The 17,470-nt window shown below is 66.0% G+C and carries 19 protein-coding genes; 17 read left to right on the top strand and 2 right to left on the bottom strand.

The window, feature by feature from the left end; all coding sequences use genetic code 11:
* Positions 1–3: 3 nt before the first annotated feature.
* The gene (locus tag C8261_RS05055; RefSeq protein WP_107492677.1) at positions 4–1,155 is read right to left on the bottom strand and encodes a sensor histidine kinase; all 1,152 of its coding nucleotides are present in this window, start codon (positions 1,153–1,155) and stop codon (positions 4–6) included.
* 184 nt (positions 1,156–1,339) lie between these two features.
* Between C8261_RS05055 and fliF the strand changes: the two genes are divergently transcribed.
* The 17 genes from fliF to C8261_RS04970 all read left to right on the top strand — a co-directional run bounded on the left by fliF (position 1,340) and on the right by C8261_RS04970 (position 16,666).
* Complete coding sequence (fliF, locus tag C8261_RS05050) at positions 1,340–3,001, top strand: flagellar basal-body MS-ring/collar protein FliF (RefSeq protein ID WP_107492574.1); 1,662 nt, start codon at positions 1,340–1,342, stop codon at positions 2,999–3,001.
* Positions 2,998–4,002: a flagellar motor switch protein FliG gene (gene fliG, locus C8261_RS05045; RefSeq protein ID WP_107492573.1), complete on the top strand. Its 1,005-nt coding sequence runs from the start codon at positions 2,998–3,000 to the stop codon at positions 4,000–4,002. The genes fliF and fliG overlap by 4 nt, the downstream gene beginning before the upstream one ends.
* A gap of 18 nt (positions 4,003–4,020) precedes the next feature.
* On the top strand, positions 4,021–4,815 hold the full coding sequence (locus C8261_RS05040; RefSeq protein WP_107492572.1) for a flagellar assembly protein FliH: 795 nt from the start codon (positions 4,021–4,023) through the stop codon (positions 4,813–4,815).
* Positions 4,812–6,218, top strand: coding sequence for a flagellar protein export ATPase FliI (gene fliI, locus C8261_RS05035; protein WP_107492571.1), 1,407 nt, complete (start codon positions 4,812–4,814; stop codon positions 6,216–6,218). Before C8261_RS05040 ends, fliI begins: the two co-directional genes overlap by 4 nt.
* A 148-nt stretch (positions 6,219–6,366) precedes the next feature.
* A complete protein-coding gene (gene fliJ / locus C8261_RS05030) occupies positions 6,367–6,816 on the top strand; it encodes a flagellar export protein FliJ (RefSeq protein WP_107492570.1) in 450 nt (149 codons plus the stop codon).
* A 69-nt stretch (positions 6,817–6,885) separates the two neighbouring features.
* Positions 6,886–8,133, top strand: coding sequence for a flagellar hook-length control protein FliK (locus tag C8261_RS05025; RefSeq protein WP_107492569.1), 1,248 nt, complete (start codon positions 6,886–6,888; stop codon positions 8,131–8,133).
* 93 nt (positions 8,134–8,226) lie between these two features.
* A complete protein-coding gene (locus C8261_RS05020; RefSeq protein ID WP_107492568.1) occupies positions 8,227–8,802 on the top strand; it encodes a flagellar basal body-associated FliL family protein in 576 nt (191 codons plus the stop codon).
* A gap of 13 nt (positions 8,803–8,815) precedes the next feature.
* On the top strand, positions 8,816–9,829 hold the full coding sequence (gene fliM, locus C8261_RS05015) for a flagellar motor switch protein FliM (RefSeq protein WP_107492567.1): 1,014 nt from the start codon (positions 8,816–8,818) through the stop codon (positions 9,827–9,829).
* On the top strand, positions 9,822–10,307 hold the full coding sequence (fliN, locus tag C8261_RS05010; protein WP_107492566.1) for a flagellar motor switch protein FliN: 486 nt from the start codon (positions 9,822–9,824) through the stop codon (positions 10,305–10,307). Before fliM ends, fliN begins: the two co-directional genes overlap by 8 nt.
* A gap of 192 nt (positions 10,308–10,499) precedes the next feature.
* Positions 10,500–10,922 (top strand): flagellar biosynthetic protein FliO, encoded by a 423-nt coding sequence (gene fliO, locus C8261_RS05005; RefSeq protein ID WP_235864839.1) that lies wholly within the window; start codon positions 10,500–10,502, stop codon positions 10,920–10,922.
* Positions 10,912–11,664 (top strand): flagellar type III secretion system pore protein FliP, encoded by a 753-nt coding sequence (gene fliP / locus C8261_RS05000; protein WP_107492565.1) that lies wholly within the window; start codon positions 10,912–10,914, stop codon positions 11,662–11,664. The genes fliO and fliP overlap by 11 nt, the downstream gene beginning before the upstream one ends.
* Before the next feature lie 24 nt (positions 11,665–11,688).
* Positions 11,689–11,958, top strand: coding sequence for a flagellar biosynthesis protein FliQ (gene fliQ, locus C8261_RS04995; protein ID WP_107492564.1), 270 nt, complete (start codon positions 11,689–11,691; stop codon positions 11,956–11,958).
* Positions 11,959–11,968: 10 nt separating this feature from the next.
* Positions 11,969–12,769: a flagellar biosynthetic protein FliR gene (gene fliR / locus C8261_RS04990; RefSeq protein WP_107492563.1), complete on the top strand. Its 801-nt coding sequence runs from the start codon at positions 11,969–11,971 to the stop codon at positions 12,767–12,769.
* A gap of 11 nt (positions 12,770–12,780) precedes the next feature.
* Positions 12,781–13,764 carry a flagella assembly protein FlgT middle domain-containing protein gene (locus tag C8261_RS04985; protein WP_107492562.1) on the top strand — a complete coding sequence of 328 codons (984 nt, stop codon included), beginning with the start codon at positions 12,781–12,783 and terminating at the stop codon, positions 13,762–13,764.
* A gap of 174 nt (positions 13,765–13,938) precedes the next feature.
* Positions 13,939–14,709, top strand: a complete 771-nt coding sequence (locus tag C8261_RS04980; protein ID WP_181358848.1) for a fimbrial biogenesis chaperone — start codon at positions 13,939–13,941, stop codon at positions 14,707–14,709.
* 226 nt (positions 14,710–14,935) lie between these two features.
* The gene (locus C8261_RS04975) at positions 14,936–15,610 is read left to right on the top strand and encodes a hypothetical protein (protein WP_146161646.1); all 675 of its coding nucleotides are present in this window, start codon (positions 14,936–14,938) and stop codon (positions 15,608–15,610) included.
* Between the two features lie 117 nt (positions 15,611–15,727).
* A complete protein-coding gene (locus C8261_RS04970) occupies positions 15,728–16,666 on the top strand; it encodes a DUF4402 domain-containing protein (RefSeq protein WP_181358847.1) in 939 nt (312 codons plus the stop codon).
* A gap of 76 nt (positions 16,667–16,742) precedes the next feature.
* On the opposite strand, the gene C8261_RS04965 is transcribed toward C8261_RS04970, so the two are convergent.
* Positions 16,743–17,468, bottom strand: a complete 726-nt coding sequence (locus C8261_RS04965) for a CatB-related O-acetyltransferase (RefSeq protein WP_107492558.1) — start codon at positions 17,466–17,468, stop codon at positions 16,743–16,745.
* Between the last annotated feature and the right edge of the window lie 2 nt (positions 17,469–17,470).

Below are 17,470 nucleotides of genomic sequence, written 5' to 3'. Positions count from 1 at the left end.
GCATCATGGCCGGGCCTCCGCGGCAGAGGCGCCTTGCGGCAGGGGCAGGCTGAGGGTGAAGGTGGAACCCTGGCCGGGGGCCGATTGCAGGGCGATCTCGCCACCATGGGCGCGGGCGACGCCGCGGGCGATGGCCAGCCCCAGTCCGGTACCTTCCGCGCGGGTGGTGAAGAAAGGCTCGAAGAGGCGTTCCTGCAGCGCCGGATCGATGCCGCAGCCACTGTCACTGACGGCAAAGACCACCTGACCGCCGTCACTGCGTACATGGCAATCCACCCTGCCGCCGCTCTCGGTGTGCTGGATGGCGTTTTCGAGCAGGTTGGTCAGCGCGCCGCCGAGCGCCTTGCGGTCGCCATGCAGGGCCAGCTCGCCGCACTCGCAGACGCTGGAAAAGGCAATCTGGCGGGCGCGGGCGACCGGTTCCAGGGTGTGGGTGAGTTCGGCGGCGAGCTCGCACACGCCAAAGAACTGGCGACCGACGCAATCGCCACGAGCAAAGGCGAGCATGTCGCGGATCAGGCGTTCGAGGTAGCGCAGGCGCTCGATGGCGCGATCGGCCACCCGCGCCCGCTCGGCGGGGCCGAGTTCGGGCTGGCGCAGGTTGCCGGTATACAGCAAGGCCGCGGACAGCGGCGTGCGCAACTGGTGGGCCAGTCCGGCGACCATCTCGCCCATCGCGGCGAGGCGCTCATTGCGCTCCGCGGTCTGGCGCATGCGCCAGGTCTCGGTGATGTCATGGAGCAGCAGGATGCGCTCTTCGCCAGACTCCAGGGCCGTTTCCGACACCGACAGGCGGCGGGCGCCGTCGTCCAGTTCGATGCTCATCTCGCCGGGCGTTTCGGTGGGCTGCAAGGCGGCGCCAAAGCGCTCCCAGGATTCACCGGTAAGCGCCGCGCCGAAGAGGGTCTCGGCAGCGCGGTTGACCTGCACGACGAGTCCGGCGCGGTTGATCACCACCACCGCGGCAGGCAGCGCGCCCATCAGCACGGAGAGGCGCTCGGTGAGCTGTTCGACGCGCCCCTGGAGGGCGTTGTAGGCCTGCGAGAGCTCTTCCGAGGCTCGACTGAAGAGTTCAAAGGCCTCCGCCAGCTGGGCCGCATCCATGCGCGCGGGCGCCCCGCCTGCGGGCAGGCCGGCGGCATCGGGGGCAGACATCGGGCTGGGCATCATCGGGCTGGCACTCCCGGACAGTTTTTCACTGCCTCGCAGTCTAGGGCGGCAGGGGTGTATGGTAACCGGCAAACAGGCGGCAAAAAATGCCGCTATTCCGGCAATCGAACTTGCGCGGGCGGCCGCACAATGCCTCCATCCATAAAAGGGACTGCCACAGGAACTCAGCATGGCCACCGCCGACACCGCCACCGCAGACAGCGCCGCCCCGCCGCCGGCCACGCCGCTGGCGCAGATCATCGCCAACATCCGGGCCCTCGACCAGCGCCAGAAGCTCGCCGCCGGCGCCGTGCTGGCCTTCGCCATCGCCCTGGTGATCGGCGTACTGATGTGGAACCGCGCCCCCGACTACGGAGTACTGTTCTCCAACTACGATGAACGCGACGGTGGCGCCATCGTCGCTGCACTGCAACAGCAGAACATCCCCTACCGCATCTCGCCCACCGGCAACGCCATTCTGGTGCCGAGCGCGCAGGTGCACGAGGTGCGCCTGCGCCTTGCCGCCGAGGGCCTGCCCAAGGGCGGCATGGTCGGTTTCGAGATCATGGAGACGCAGAAGCTCGGCGTCTCGCAGTTCCATGAGCAGGTCAATTACCAGCGCGGCCTGGAAGGCGAGCTGTCGCGTACCATCCAGGCCATCGCCTCGGTGGCCAGCGCGCGCGTGCATCTGGCGATGCCCAAGCAGACCGCCTTCCTGCGCGACGACCAGAAGCCCACCGCGTCGGTGATGGTCAACATGCGTCCCGGGCGCGTGCTCGACGCCGCCCAGGTGGCCGGCATCGTGCATCTGGTGTCTTCCAGCGTGCCGCGCATGACCGAAGCGGGGGTCAGCATCGTCGACCAGAACGGCAACCTGCTCACCCGCAAGCCCGACCCCCTCGACCGCCCCGGACTCGATCCCAGCCAGCTGCGCTACGTCGAGGAGATCGAGGCCGCCTACATCCGCCGCATCGAGACCATCCTCACGCCGCTGGTGGGCGCGGGCAACTTCCGCGCCCAGGTCACCGCCGACATCGACTTCAATCAGGTCGAGCAGACCGCCGAGACCTTCAAGCCCAACCCGACCCCCGATCAGGCCATCCGCAGCCAGCAGATCAACGAGCAGCTCAACCGCGACCCCGGCCCGCAGGGCGTCCCCGGCGCACTCACCAACCAGCCGCCGGTGCCTGCCACCGCGCCGATCACCGTGCCGCCTCTGGAAGGCGGTGGCGGCATCGACGCGGCCACCCGCAACAGCAGCCGCTCGGCAGTGATCAACTACGAACTCGACCGCACCATCCAGCATGTGCGTCAGGCACTCGGACAGGTCAAGCGGCTGTCGGTGGCGGTGGTGGTCAATCACCGCACCGAAACCAATGCCGACGGTCAAACGGTCAATGTCCCGCTCAGCGAACAGGAGGTGGAGCAGATCACCCGCCTGGTGCGCGAGGCGATGGGCTTCAGCGCCGCCCGTGGCGACAGCCTCAACGTTGCCGCCAGCGCCTTCGCCGCCGTCGAGGCCGACCCCAGCGCACCGCTGTGGCAGGACCCCGAAGTCATCGAGATGGGCAAGGAAGGCGCCAAGTACCTGCTCATCCTCATCGTCCTGGCCTTTGTGTACTTCGCCGTGCTGCGCCCGCTGCTGCGCACCGTGATGCCGCCGGAGGCGGAAGAAGAGGACGCGGATGAAGAGGAAGAAGATGCCGAGGTCTCCCTCTCCGAGGCCGCCCTGGCGGCGGAAACCTACGAACAGCGCCTCGCCCGTGCGCGTGAGATGGCGCGTGAGAATCCCAAGATGGTCGCCGATCTGGTCAAGGAATGGATGGGCGTCAATGAGGAGGGACGCAAGTGAGCTCCACGCCCGACGAAGGCCTCGACAAGGCCGCACTGCTGCTCCTCACCCTGGGTGCCGACGAAGCCTCCGAGGTACTCAAGCACCTCGGCCCGCGCGAAGTGCAGAAGCTCGGCATGCGCATGGCGAGCATGGCCCCGCAGCCGCGCAGCAAGGTGGAGCCGCTGCTCGACGAACTCGACCTCCACTCCGGCAAGGGTGCCGCCATTCATGCCGACGAGGAGCAGATCCGCCTCATGCTCACCAAGGCGCTCGGCGACGAACGCGCCGCCCATCTGCTCTCGCGCGTGCTCAACGGCTCGGACACCGCCGGCATCGAGAGCCTGAAGTGGATGGACGCGCCCACCGCCGCCGATCTGATCAAGAACGAGCACCCGCAGATCATCGCCACCATCCTCGTGCACCTGGAATTCGATCAGTCCGGCGAGATTCTCAAGCACTTCCCGGAACGCCTGCGCAACGACGTCATCCTGCGCATCGCCACCCTCGACGGCGTGCAGCCCACCGCGCTGCGCGAACTCAACGATGCGCTGACGCGCATGCTCGCCGGCGCCTCGACGGTGAAGAAGGCAGCGATGGGCGGGGTACGCCACGCCGCGGAGATCCTCAACTTCGTCGGCTCGGCGGCGGAGACCTCGGTGATCGACAACGTGCGCGAGTACGACCCCGATCTGGCGCAGAAGATTCTCGACGAGATGTTCGTCTTCGAGAACCTCATGGACATCGACGACCGCGGCATCCAGACCATCCTGCGCGAGGTCCAGTCCGACTCGCTGATCACCGCCCTCAAGGGTGCGGCACCCGATCTGCGCGAGAAGATCTTCAAGAACATGTCCAGCCGCGCGGCCGACATGATGCGCGAGGATCTCGAGGCCAAGGGGCCGGTGCGCCTGTCCGAGGTCGAAGCCGAACAGAAGGAGATTCTCAAGATCGTCCGCCGCCTCGCCGAGGAAGGCCAGGTCATGCTGGGCGGCAAGGGAGGCGACGATGCCTTCGTGTAAGCCACGCCGGAGCCGCTCATGAGCGTCACCCGCCACCAGGCCGTCGGCGCCTACCGGCGGTGGACGCCACCGCAGTTCGACGAGCACGGCGAACTGCGCGAGCCGTCGCCCGAAGAAGCGCTGCCGGCCGACGAGGCCCCCACGCCGGCCGACGAGGCCGTCGCCCCGGAGACGGCCGACGAGGACCCCGGCCTGCCCGCCGACTTCCAGTTTCCCACCGCCGAAGAACTCGAGCGCATGCATGAGGACGCACGCGCGGAAGGCCAGCGCGAGGGCTACGAAGCCGGCTTTGCCGAAGGCCGCGAGGCCGGCTACCAGGCCGGCCAGCAGCAGGCTGCCAGCGAGGCCGGGCACCTGATGAGTGCCGTCGCCCGCCTCGACGAGGCGCTCGCCGCTCTCGACGGCGAGGTCGCCGCCGAAGTGCTCGCCCTCGCCCTGACACTGGCACGCAAGCTGGTCGGCGACACCCTCGCCGCCCACCCCGAAGCCATCCTCGAAACAGTGCGCGGCGCACTCCAGCAGTTGCCCCATGCCCACGCCCGCGTCGCCCTCAACCCGCTCGACGCCGAGCTCGTGCGCACACAGCTGGGCGAACAGTTCGAGCATGCCGGCCACCGCATCGTCGAGGACGACACCCTGAGCCGCGGCGGCTGCCGCATCGAGGCCGGCGCCACCGAGGTCGACGCCACCCTGGAGACGCGCTGGCGGCGCGTGCTCGACAGCATCGGCCACGGCGAACACGCCACCGACAGCACCCCGGCCGACGAGGGCGAAGACGAGGACAAGGACAAGGACGAAGGGAGCGTCGCATGAGCGCCCCGCTGGCGGAAAAGTGGTGCCATTTCCTCGGCGACGCCCGCAAGCTCGTCGAACAGGGCAGCGTCGTCGAAACCTCCGGACGCCTCACCCGCATCAACGGCCTGGTGATGGAAGCGGCCGGCCTCAAGCTGCCGCTGGGCGCCGGCTGCCGGGTAATGGCCCCGGGCGGCGGCGCAGTGGAGGCCGAAGTGGTCGGCTTCAACGGCGACAAGCTCTACATGATGCCCACCGACGACGTCTACGGCCTCGCCCCCGGCGCCCGCGTCTATCCCATCGAAGCCAGCCCCCACCGCCTGCGCCCCGGCCAGCGCCTGCCACCGGCGCGGCGCACCTCCGATCGCGCCAAGCACCTGCCGGTGGGCGACAACCTGCTCGGCCGCGTCATCGACGGCGCCGGCCGCCCGCTCGACCAGCTCGGCCCGCTCAACGCCCCGCTCACCCGTTCGCTGCAGAGCCGCCCCTTCAACCCCCTGTCGCGCGCGCCGATCTCCGCTCCGCTGGATGTCGGCATCCGCGCCATCAACAGCCTCCTCACCGTCGGCCGCGGCCAGCGCCTGGGGCTGTTCGCCGGCTCGGGGGTGGGCAAATCGGTGCTCATCGGCATGATGGCGCGCTACACCTCGGCCGACGTCATCGTCGTCGGCCTCATCGGCGAACGCGGTCGCGAGGTCAAGGAGTTCATCGAACACAGCCTCGGCGCCGAAGGTCTGGCGCGCTCGGTGGTGGTTGCCGCCCCGGCCGATACCAGCCCGCTGATGCGCCTGCAGGGTGCCGCCTACGCCACCACCATCGCCGAACATTTCCGTGACCAGGGCAAGCAGGTGCTGCTGATCATGGACTCCCTCACCCGCTACGCCATGGCACAGCGCGAGATCGCCCTGGCGATCGGTGAGCCGCCGGTCACCCGCGGCTACCCGCCGAGCGTCTTCGCCAAGCTTCCCGCGCTGGTCGAGCGCGCCGGCAATGGCCCCGACGGCGGCGGCTCGATCACCGCCTTCTACACCGTGCTCGCCGAAGGCGACGACCAGCAGGACCCCATCGCCGACTCCGCACGGGCCATCCTCGACGGCCACTTCGTACTCTCGCGCGTGCTCGCCGACCAGGGCCACTACCCCGCCATCGACATCGAACAGTCGATCTCGCGGGCAATGCACAACCTCGTCGGCGACGAACACTTCGACCTTGTGCGCCGCTTCAAGCAACTGTTCTCACGCTACCAGCGCTCGCGCGACCTGATTGCCGTGGGCGCCTACCAGGCCGGCTCCGACCCTCTGCTCGACACGGCGGTCGCGGTTTATCCTAAACTTGAAGCGTTCCTGCAGCAGCGCATCGACGAACGCGAAAACTACGCCGACGCCGTGCGCCACCTGTACGAACTGTTTACCGGCTCAAAATAGCCCCGCCCGGCGCCTGGCGCGCCGGGAACACCCCTTACCCTGCAAGGGGAGGGTTGGGTAAGGGAAGGGTTGTTCTGTCCGCAAGGCCCCCTGCCAACAAGGTCTCTGATGCTCCAGCCACTTTTTCCTCACCACTGTGGAGCCCGCAGTGAGTAAGGGATTCCCCCTCCAGCCCCTGCTCGACCTCGCCCACACGCGCATGGACGATGCCGCCCGCCGCCTTGGCGAACTGGTCGCCAGCGAGGCCGAAGGGCAGCGCAAGCTGGAAATGCTGCAGAACTACCGCGACGAATACCACGAGCGCTTCCTGCAGGCCGTCGCCAACGGCATCAGCGCCGATGCCTGGCGCAATTTCAGCGCCTTCATCGACAAGATCGACGAAGCCATCGCCGTCCAGCAACGTGCGGTGGAATCATCCCGCCTGCGCACCCGGCAGGGCCAGCAGCAGTGGATGGAACAGCGCAACCGCGTGAAGGCCATCGACACCCTCTCGCAGCGCCACCAGGCCGCCGGCCTGCGCCTTGAAGCGCGGCGCGAACAGAAGCTCGCCGACGAACACGCCGCCCGCCAGTTCACCAAGCGTCACAGCGAACACTGAGGCTCGGCAACACCCTGGCACGACCCTTGCGACAGTAGCGGCAAACACCGTCACCGAGGTCTGCCCATCATGACTGCCCCACTTGCCAGCACCGTATCCCAGAGCGGCTTCCAGCCCCTCAACCTGCAGGCCCTGCTGCTGAACTCCACGCCAGTGGCCAGCGCGGCCGGCAACGCCTTCTCGCAGCTGCTCGGCAAGCGCATGGAAACGCGCGCCAACGCCGAGCCGGAGCCTCAGCCCGTGAGCCGACAGGAAGAAGCGCCGAAACAGCAGCATAGCGCCCCCTCTGCAGAGCAAGCGGCCGCCAGTCGCGGCGAGCGGCCGCAGGCAGCGCAAGCCACCGGCAGCAATGAGGACGCGGCATCCGGTGAAGCGGACCCTGCCGCCGCCGCGCAGGCGACGCCGACTGCAGCACAACAGGGCAAGGGCGAACACGAGGCCGCCACCACCGCCCGGCAAAGCGCCGCGGAAAGCACCGAGGCAGCGGTGGAAACTGCCGCCCTGCCGGCAGCCATTGCCGCTCTTTTCGCCGACAGCGCCGCAATGCCGGTGGCGGAAGAAGCCGATCTGCTCCCCGACCTGCTGCAGGGCGGGCGCTCGCGCGGCCTCGGCCTGCAGGCACAGCCCGAAAGCGCCACCACGACTGCCAACCCCGCGGCCGGCCGGGTCATCAGCACGCTGGGCAGCGACGGCAACGACAACCGCATCGCCAGTCTGGTCACCCAGCTACAGTCGGGCAACGCCGCCGCCGTTAATACCTTCAAGGAAGCAAGCGGACGCGCCCTGCAAGGCTTGCAGGGCGACGTTAACAACAACGGCCTGCAGGGCATCTTCGCGCCGCGCGGCGGCAACCCCCTGCAGACCCATGCCAGCACCCAGCTGCAGGTGCACACCCCGCTGGGCCAGCGGGGCTGGGCCGAGGATGTCGGCAACAAGGTGGTATGGCTGGCCGGACGCGGCAGCGGCAAGGCCGAGCTGGTGATCACCCCGCCCAACCTCGGCAAGGTGGAGGTCTCGATCAACATGAACGGTGAACAGGCCAATGCCCATTTCGTCGCCGCCAACCGCGAGGCCCGCGAGGCCCTCGAACAGGCCCTGCCGCGCCTGCGCGAACTGATGCAGCAGGCCGGCATCAGCCTCGGCCAGACCAGCGTCAGCGACCAGCAGCAACCCGCGGCGCAGCACGACGGCCGCCACACTGGCGGTAACGGCAGCGGCAGCGGCAGCGGCAATCACGGCAACACCGGCGACAGCGGTGGCGAAAGTGCGCCGGTGGCGCAACGGATCAGCGAGGGACTGGTCGACACTTTTGTCTGAAGCGGCTGAATTGGGGCTGCCCAGCCCCCTTAATCCGTGCTTCGGGTTAGCATCGCGTACCCGATAATTGCACCCAGTATCCAGGAGACCAGCATGGCCAAGGCGCCGGCGAAGCCCGAAGTGGCAGCAACCGAAACTCCCGCACCGAAGAAGAGCAAGCTGATGATCATCATCGTGGTGATCCTCGTCCTCGTCCTCCTCATCGTCGCGGCGCTGGTCGGCGTGTTGCTGCTGATCAAGGGCAACAAGAACAAGGACGACAGCGCCCCCGAAGCCGCCCCCGCAGCCGCGCCGCAGGCCCAGGCGATGACCACGGTGGATCTGTCGAAGCCGCCGGTGTTCGTGCAGCTCGACACATTCACCGTCAACCTCACCCGCGAAGAATCCGACCACTACCTGCAGGCGGTGATCGTGCTGCGCGTGGCCGATGCCAAGGTCGCCGCACAACTGCCCGCCTTCATGCCGGAAATCCGCCACCGCACCAATCTCCTGCTGTCCAGCAAGAAGCCCTCCGAGGTCGCCACCATGGAAGGCCGCGAAGCGCTGGCGCAGGAACTGCTGATCCAGATCAACGAAGCTGTCGGCGCCCCGGCGCCGCGCGACATCCGCCCCGGTATGGTGTGGGGGCCGGTGCACGGCGTGCTGTTCAACTCCTTCATCGTGCAGTAACGAGGTCACGATCATGTCTTCGGACTTTCTCTCCCAGGACGAAGTTGACGCGCTGCTGCGTGGCGTCAGCGGCGAGTCCGACGAGCCCGAAGCCGAAGAAAGCGAGGGCGCGGGCGGCGTCAAGCCGTACAACCTCGCCACCCAGGAGCGTATCGTGCGTGGGCGCATGCCCACCATGGAGCTCATCAACGAGCGCTTCGCGCGCTATCTGCGCATCGGCCTGTTCAACTACATGCACCGCAACGCCGAAGTCTCGGTGGGGCCGATCAACGTACAGAAGTACGGCGAATTCGTGCGCAACCTGGTGGTGCCCACCAACCTCAACCTGATCACCGCGAAGCCGCTGCGCGGCACCGGGCTGGTGGTCTTCGACCCCAATCTGGTGTTCCTGGTGGTGGACAACATGTTCGGCGGCGACGGGCGCTTCCATACCCGCGTCGAAGGGCGCGACTTCACCCCCACCGAACAGCGCATCATCCAGGGCATGCTGGGCGTGGTGTTCGCCGAATACAGCAAGGCCTGGGCGCCGGTGTACAAGCTTGAGCTCGAATACGTGCGCTCGGAGATGAACTCCCAGTTCGCCAACATCGCCACCCCGTCGGAGATCGTCATCTCCACCAGCTTCTCGCTGGAGATGGGCGGCGCACAGGCGGAAATGCACATCTGCTTCCCCTACTCGATGGTCGAGCCGATCCGTGAAATGCTCTACTCGACCATGCAGAGCGACCACCTCACCCAGGACAAACGCTGGATCAACCTGCTGTCGCGCCAGCTGCAGTCGGCCGAGGTCGAGCTGGTGTGCAACCTCGGCCACGCCCGGGTCACCCTGCGCGACATCGTCAACATGCGCGTCGGCGACGTCATCCCGCTGCAGGTGCCCGAACTGGTGAAGGCCGAGGCCGACGGCGTACCCGTACTGGAGGGCCGTTACGGCGTGCTCAACGGCCAGTACGCACTCAAGCTGGAACGATTCCTGGCAATGGAGGAGAACGACTCCACGCCGCTACCGGGAGCCCAAAATGGCTGACAACGACACCCAAGACGAACAGATCACCGAAGACGACTGGGCTGCTGCAATGATGGAGCAGGCCGCCTCCGAATCGGGCAGCGCCGATGCCGAAGCCGCGCAGGTAGCGGCCGACCTCGCTGCCGCCGCGGCGGAGGGCGAGTCGCCCTACCAGGCCAAGCCGGCCAGCGAGCTGTTCCCCGATTTCGGCGCCCCCAGCGCACGCGGCGGAGCGATGAACGACTTCGACATGATCCTGGACATCCCCGTCCAGCTCACCGTCGAACTCGGCCGCACCAAGCTGTCGATCCGCAACCTGCTGCAACTCGCCCACGGCTCGGTGGTGGAACTCGACGGCCTCGCCGGCGAACCCATGGACGTGCTGGTCAACGGCACCCTCATCGCCCAGGGCGAGGTGGTGGTGGTCAACGACAAGTTCGGCATCCGCCTCACCGACATCATCACCCCGGCGGAAAGGATGCGGAAGATCCGCCACTGAGGCATCCCGAAGCGGATCCTGCGGCCTGCATCCAGGCTGCGCCACCCCCTCTCCCCCTTGAAGGGGGAGGGGCGCAATCCCGCGAGCGCGCCATCAAAACCGCGAATAATCGCCCTTTTACCCCGCTGTTCGTGCCGCGGCCTGTCCCCTTGCGCGGCTATCCTAGGCTCGTCGATCGTCCGCGAGCCCGTCGTGAAGCCTATCCTCCTCGTCCTGCTGCTCTTACCCGCCCTGCCCGCCTGCGCGCAGACGGGTGAGGCCCTGCCCGACCTGGGCGGCAGCATCACCCAGATGCTGTTCGGCCTCGCCGTGGTCATTGCCCTGCTCTTTGCCGCGCTGTGGTCGATCAAGCGCCTCTCCGCCCCCCGCGGCGCCGCAGGCCACCTGAAGGTACTCGGCGGCGCCGCGCTGGGCCCGCGGGAACGGGTAATGCTCGTCGAGGTCGCCGGCAAGGTGCTGGTGCTCGGCGTCACCCAGAACAACGTCCGCACGCTGCACACCCTCGACGCTGGCGACCTGCCCGCCACGCCCGGCGGCGAGAGCGGCGCACCCGCGGTGAAGGACTTCTCCGCCTGGCTCAGGCAATCCGTGGAACGGCGCAAGCATGACGCCTAGGAACACCCTGCTCCGCCTGCTGTGCGGCCTGATCCTCGCCGGCGCACCACTGGCCGCGCTCGCCCAGGTCATGCCGGCAGTCACCGCCACCCCCACCGCGGGCGGCGGCACCAGCTACAGCCTCAGCGTGCAGACCCTGCTGCTGCTCACCTCGCTGAGCCTGATCCCGGCGGTGGTGTTGATGATGACCAGCTTCACCCGCCTCATCATCGTCTTCTCACTGCTGCGCCAGGCCATGGGCACGCAGACCTCGCCGCCCAACCAGGTGCTGCTGGGGCTGGCGCTGTTCCTCACCTTCTTCATCATGGCACCGGTGGCCGAACGCGTCTATCAGGAAGCCTATCAGCCCATGGCGGCTGGCGAGATCGGCTTCGACGTTGCTTTGGAACGTGCCTCGGTGCCGATGAAGGCCTTCATGCTCAAGCAGATCCGCGAACCCGACCTGTCGCTGTTCGCCCGCCTCGCCGACGTGCCGCCGGTGGAAAAGGCCGAAGACCTGCCGATGCGCGTGGTGGTGCCGGCCTTCGTCACCTCGGAACTGAAAACCGCCTTCCAGATCGGCTTCATCATCTTCATCCCCTTCATCATCATCGACATGGTGGTGGCCTCGGTGCTGATGTCGATGGGCATGATGATGATGAGCCCGGTGATCGTCTCGCTACCGTTCAAGATCATGCTCTTCGTGCTCGTCGACGGCTGGACCCTGCTGATCGGCTCGCTGGTGCAGAGCTTCGCGGTATAGCGCCGCACCCCAAGGAGTAACGCCATGACCCCCACCACCGTCATCGACCTCGGCCGCCAGGCCGTCGAGGTCGCCCTCATGGTCGCCGGCCCGCTGTTCGCCGCGGCACTGGTCACCGGCCTCGTCATCAGCATCTTCCAGGCCGCCACGCAGATCAACGAGATGACCCTGTCCTTCGTGCCGAAGGTGGTGGTGATGTTCATCACCATGGTCATTGCCGGCCCGTGGATGCTGACCACGATAACGGACTTCATGCGCCGTCTGTTCGAGTCCATCCCGTACATGATCGGCTGAACACGCCACCATGCTGGTCGTCACCTACGAACAGCTCGCCGCCTGGCTGGGCGGCTTCATCTATCCGCTGGCGCGCGTGCTCGGCATGTTCGCCAGCGCCCCGCTGTTCTCTCACCGTTCGGTACCGGTGCGCGTGCGCCTGGGCATCGGCATGGGCATCGCGCTGGCCATCATCCCTACCCTGCCACCGATGCCGGCAATCGACCCGGGCTCCTACGAGGGCCTGCTGGTGCTGGTCTGGCAGATGGCCATCGGCATCGCCATCGGCTTCATGATGCGCATGGTATTTGCCGCGGTGGACATGGCCGGTGCCCTCATCGGCATGCAGATGGGCCTGTCCTTTGCGATCTTCTTCAGCCCCACCACCGGCGGCCAGACCGCGGTGCTGTCCGAGTTCCTCGGCCTCGTTGCCACCCTGCTCTTCCTCGCCATCAACGGCCACCTGATCATGGTCGACCTGGTCGTGCGCAGCTTCGACTGGCTGCCCATCACCACCACCCCGCTCGCCGCCGGCGGCTGGGCCTTCATCGCCCGTTACGCCAGCCTCATCTTCGCCATCGGCCTGCTCCTCGCACTGCCCCTGCTCACCGCCCTGCTGATCACCAACGTCGCCCTCGGCGTACTCACCCGCGCTGCTCCCCAGCTCAACCTCTTCGCCATCGGCTTCCCGGTCACCCTCACCCTCGGCTTCTTCCTCCTCGCGCTCTCCATGGGCCATTTCGGCCCCGTGGTGGCAAGCTTCTTCGAGCGCGGCTTCGACGCCATCGACGCCATGCTGCGCGCACTGGCTTCCACTAGCACTGCTCGCTAAGGACCCACATCATGTCCCCAGCCCCTTCCACTCCCAAGGCATGGCGCACCGTGACGGCCATCGCCGCCGGCATCGCCCTCTCGGCTTGTACGACCCTTCCCATGGTCCAGACCGCCGAAGACAAACGACGTGCCGAACTGGCCGAGCAGGAGCGTCAGGTCGCGCGCAGCTCTGCACTGTGCCGTCCAGAGCCCGGCACCCCATTCGTGCTACGCAAGAAGGTACTGGTGCTCGCCATGCCGGTCACCCACTCCAGCCAGGCCGCCGACCTACCTGGCATCGCGAGCGCCTGGCCGCGCGAGCTGCAACGCCGGCTGGCAAAAACAGACCGTTTCCTGCTGCGCGACGGTACCACCTACACGCTTGACCCTCTGCGCAGCGTAGCCGAGCAGATCACCACTCTGGCACGCCAGTTCGATGCCCAAGTCGTGGTCAGCGGCGAATTCACCAGCCTGGGCACGCGACGTGGCGAGATCAGCCTCGGACGCTTCAAACCCATCGCCATGCCCAGCGGCGACGAGCGCGTACTGGAAACCACACTCACCATCCACGACGGGTACAGCGGCGCCGCGATTGCTCACCTTCAACACAACACTGCCGTCAAAGGTAAAGTGGATAACCGCGGGCACAGCACGCTGAGCAGCGATTTCTTCACCACCACACTTGGCCAACGTATCGACGAACTCCTCCGCCAGCAAACCGAAGCCGTCGAAGACGCTCTGGCCTGCCTGCCCATGCAGGCTCGCATCATCGGCACCAGCGAAGGACGGGTACATCTGGACGCCGGCTTCACCAGCAACCTGCAGGCAGGCATGCGGCTGCGCCTGTTCGTCAACGAAAGTAACTCAAGAGGCCCAGGAGGCCAGCCGTTATCGCAGGAACGCCCGCTCGGCGAACTGCTGGTTGAGCAGGTCTATCCCGAACAGGCACTCGCCCGCTTCGACAGCGGCCTGACTCTGGAACTGCGCAGCAGTGCGCATGTGCGCGCCTGGTGATGCCCACCGATCGCTCAGACTGCTAACCTGTACAGAAAATCTTCAATCCTTGAGCAACGAGGCCCCTAGATGAACACCACGCTTTCCGCGCGCCCCGCCGCACTGCCGGCAATCCAGCTCCTCGCAATGATGTTTGTGAGCTTTTTCCTCATCTCCGGTAGCGCCCATGCCGAAATGCTGGTCAGCCCCATCCGCCTGTTGCTGACGCAGCCTGGCGAGACGGCGAACTTCATCCTGCGCAATCCCAGCAATGGCCCGCGCACCTACAGACTCGAATGGATCGAGCAGGAACAGGGGCGTCACGGAGTCGGCAGCCGAATCCAGGAGGGCGCAGCCGCACCGCACCCTCAAGCCAGCCCGCACCTGCGCGTCACTCCGCGGCAGATTACGGTTGAGCCGAATAGCAACCAGACCGTGCGGGTTAGCTTCCGTCCGGACGGCGAGCTCCCGCCGGGCGAATACCGCTCCCATCTGTTGTTCCGCGTTGTACCGGAGGTTTCCGAGCCCATCTCGCGACAGGAGATCTCCGGTGGCGAGGGCAGTGGGGTCACCCTGCAGCTCGACATGCAGCTCTCCATTTCGGTGCCTGTCGTCGTCCGCCATCAACTCGACGGCACTCCTGCGGTACGCATTGCCGAAATCACCCCGCTGCCGGCCAGCGCAAACGAAGCCAATGCCCGCCTCATGGTGCTGTTGAGACACACCGGCAACGCCAGCAGCTTTGGTCGCGTAACCGTGGACCTGCAGAAAGCGGAAAACGCTCCGGTAGAACGCATCGGCCAACTCGACAATATCAGCATCTTTCCCGACGTCGGCGAACGAGAATTGACCGTTGTACTGCGCGAGCGCAGCTTCCCTTCCGGCTCGATGATCCGCGTTGCCTACGAAGGCAGTGCCGAGTACCGCGGCACCCTGTGGCACGAACAGATCATGCGCGTGCGATGAATTGAGCACACACTCCGATAATTCGCTAAAGTTTGTAAGCGCGCAACCGTTGAAACTCTCACCAAAGGTCGGCAACTCTTCGACGCGCTCCCCAGACAAGCATCGGCAACGGGAAAACGCTGCGTTCGGTGAGTGGCCCACCGGGATGGTAACGGCACCGGGCTTGGTCAGCAGCAGCACGCGCCGGCCGTTGTTAGCAGTTCCATTTGACTCGACCAGGAGATCCATGATGACTTCCAAAATGCTTCCCAAGGCCGCAACCGCTGTGGCTATCCTCGGTGTAGCGACCGGCGTTGCAGCGCAGACCCAGTTCAACGTCAACGCCACGGTACAGAACAGCCTCACCGTCACCAACGAAGCCGACATGAACCTCGGCACGCTGTTCGCTGTATCAGCCGATGCGGATGATTACAAGTGGGTGACTTTGCAGCCCAACGGCAACTACGGCACGGTGTATGGCTCCTCCGACCTCGTGCTGCTGACCCTGGGTGGCCAAAGCGCCGCGCGCGGCAGCGTCGCCGTAGGCAACACGACCCCGGTCAGCATCACCCTCCCTGACGCTGTCTTTGCCGCTGCTGACCTTCAGACTGCGACCAACGGCGGCACCAACGGCACCGCTTTCTCCACGGCACAGGCCGCTGCCAATGCAGTTGAAGTGCGTGTCGCTGACCCCGCTGTCGCTCGCTTCTTCCTCGGCAACTTCCGCGCAGGCTCGGTGGTCAGCGGCGCCTCGGGCACCAACTGCGGGGCGACCAATACTTGCACCATCACGCCGGCGTTCGGCGCCACCAGCATTTCCTTCGGTATCGGCGCAACGCTCATGACCGACGTCTCGGGCACTCGCACTGCCTATGAAGAAGCGGCATACTCGGGCAGCTTCGAAGTCGAAGCAAGCTACTGAGCGCGCTGCGAGCAAACAACAGGCAGGGTGCGCCCTGCCTGTTTTTTTGCCCTACGCCTTCAAGATCGCACTCTCACCAACATGCAAAGCTCCTCAGTACGCCTCTTGCAAACCGCCTTGCTGACCGCACTCGCGTGGGCGACAAACGGTTACGCCGCGCCTGCGCTGGATGTGGAGCAGATGCTCGATTTCGGCATTCTGGCCTTGCGTGACAACACCACGCCCTCGGCGCTGCGCATCTCCGCAGCCGGGCAGGCGGTGAGCAGCGGCGAGATCATCGTCATCGGCGGCGCCCGTGCGGGGGAGTACCGCCTCAACGGCTTTCCACCCGGTGTCAGGCTGCGTATCGAGATCGATGACGGTACGCTCAGTGAAGGTGGTTTCGGAATACCCGAGTTCTTCCTCACCACCGCTTTCGAGCATCCCGAGGAGGTGTTCAGCGCCACCAGTGGCGAAGCCACATTCAGACTCGGCGCCCGCCTGCAAAACAGCGCCAGCGGAACTCTTTATGCTGACGCACCGTACAGCGGCAGCGTGCAGTTGCACGTGCAGTACTGGTCGCCAGAAGCGCAGGGCTACCTAACCTTCACTGAGACGCTGGAGTTCAGCGCCCGAGTCCGCTCCACACTGGCGCTGGAGGAGCTCCGGCCATTGTCCTTCGGCGCGCTGGCGGCCCATTCACACCCAGTGGATATCGCCACCCTGACCCTCTCACCGGCGGGGACTCTGGAATCGGGTACCAGCAGCGGAGCCAGGCTCACACCGCTCGGCGGTGCCCAGTCAGGGCGCATCCGGGTCAGCGGTGCGGCACCCAACCATATGCTGCACATCACCCCCCAGGCTGGCAGCGTACTGCTGAGCCATACTGACCCAAACATCAACGCCCCGCAGTTTCTCGCCAGGAATTTCACTACCCTGCCTGCTGGAAGCGGCCGTAGCAGCGCCAACGGTGAACTGGAACTCGCAATTGGCGCAACGCTGGAAACCCTCGCCGACCCTCGTCCCTATCTTGATGGTCAGTACCGGGGCACCTACGAGCTGACGATCAGCTACTGACCGTTTCCTGTGCGGTCATCACATTGCGCTGCGCAAAAAATGTCCGCCACTCAGTTGATCTGAAGGCCGGCGACCGCTACTGGGACCCAGAGGCAGACACTTCCTCACGGTACAACTGTAAACCGTCACCCACAATTTCATAGTAGTACGACACGAACGGCCGGCTGTAACCACTCACAAGCGCAGCCTCAATGCCATCAAGAGTGGCCTCGGGAGAGCGCCAATCAAGCTGCTCATCGCGCCAGTCGTGGTCAAACCAGCGCGCCAGCAAGATCCGCTGCAGTAACTCCGGGTTGAAGCGCGAGCGTATGACCCGGCAAGGATTTCCAGCAGCCACGGAAAATGGCGGCAGATCCCGGGTAACCACCGATCCGGCACCGATGAAACACCCGTCACCGATGCTTACCCCGGCCTTGACGATGACGTTGGTGCCGATCCATACGTCCGACCCGATACGAGTGGAGAGGTAGTCGTAACTCGTACGCCCGGGGAAATCACACCCCTCCATCCAGGGTCTCCATGCAACTGGACTGGCTGTCAACAAGTTCACCGGATGCCCGAGTCCAACTCTGAAGCCGCCAGCAATCGAGCAGTAGTTGCCGATCGAGAGGTGGCTAGCCTCGAAGGGCGGAACAAGGTAGGAGTACCCTCCAAGCGATACATCCGTCATCACACCGCCACCGCCATAGATCATGCACGGCGATGCAAACCGCCCCCGCCCACTGATCGACAGCCCACTCCCCAGTCGCACACCATCGGTAGCCTGCAATATCTGAGCACACACATCTTCGGTCAGACGCATCG

The sequence above is a fragment of the Pseudothauera lacus genome, assembly GCF_003034845.1.
GTDB classification, from domain to species: Bacteria; Pseudomonadota; Gammaproteobacteria; order Burkholderiales; family Rhodocyclaceae; genus Pseudothauera; species Pseudothauera lacus.
The sequence above is the reverse complement of the archived record's forward strand: the minus strand, read 5'-3'. Positions and strand labels throughout refer to the sequence as shown.